This is a genomic window from Oleiphilus sp. HI0061, assembly GCF_001635675.1.
Window position 1 is genome coordinate 1 of record NZ_LWFE01000237.1, and the last position, 1,049, is coordinate 1,049.

Annotated in this window: 1 protein-coding gene and 1 pseudogene; one reads left to right on the top strand and one right to left on the bottom strand. The window is 47.6% G+C overall.

Annotation, left to right across the window (positions count from 1 at the left end; genetic code table 11):
- Positions 1–754 (top strand): annotated as a pseudogene (locus tag A3735_RS02965) (hypothetical protein); the annotation flags it as partial.
- Between the two features lie 37 nt (positions 755–791).
- Here A3735_RS02965 and A3735_RS02970 read toward each other — a convergent pair.
- Positions 792–1,049: nucleotidyltransferase domain-containing protein (locus A3735_RS02970; RefSeq protein WP_068637568.1), on the bottom strand; the 258-nt coding region annotated here is incomplete at its 5' end.

Below are 1,049 nucleotides of genomic sequence, written 5' to 3' on the forward strand. Positions count from 1 at the left end.
TAACGCTGGCGTAAATGTTACCACTGACGAAGTCGTAAAAGACCTTGTACGCTGTGGCTATGTAAAAAGTGCCGACCTGGCAGACCGTTTTGGCAACCCTGCTGACCTCGACCCGGTACAAGACCCGGATATTGTCGGAGCAAGCGGTATCTTTAGTAGTGAAGAATTTCTCAATGACCGCGAATTCCAGAAAGCCGCATCGGTCATGAAACTCGTGATCAATGGCTATGCCGGTGCTGGTACAATCACCATGGGTGGTTATGACTACCATACGGGTAACCGTTCGACAGGTGAAGCTCGTGACTTAAGAGCAGGACGTGTCATGGGCGCTTGCCTGGAATACGCAGCACGAATTGGTGTACCGCTTATGCTTTACGTCTTTTCTGACGGTTCAGTCGCCAGTAATGGCATGGTAGATAATTCTGAACAAGGCCGCGGCAAAGGTGTATGGACCGGCGATAACCAATCAACTGCTGCAGCGTTCTACCTAGTCTATGACCCTAGCGGAAACGGTCGCCCTACTGCGATACGCAACCAGGTTGGCTATATGCGTAGCGACGCATCAGTCGAAACCGCATCAAGCCCTGCTGCCAATAACGTTAACCTACTAGTTCAAACCGTTATGCTGAATTACATGGCACTACACGGCGAGCAAGGCAACTTCGAAAATGTACTGAGTTATCACGGGCTGGGAAGTTCTACTCTTAGGGATACGCTGGTTGGAATGGCACCTATTGTAAATGGGACGATTTGATGAATAAGTAAGACGATAAAGGGGGGCACCTAAAGTGCTAAGCCCCTTTTGACTCATAAATTACTTGGCCAACTCTCTCAATGTGATCACGTAGCTGCAAGTTCTTAATGTCATGAAAGCAATGCACATCGACTACAAGCGGGATATCAGAATCTGCAAAATCTAACGCTAGTGCTGAGCTCGTAAAACGGTCAATATTATCGCCGACGACAGCAATATCAATATCACTTCGCTCATGATAATTCCCTTTCGCCCTAGAGCCATAAAGCTTTGCATAATCAATCATCTCATACTT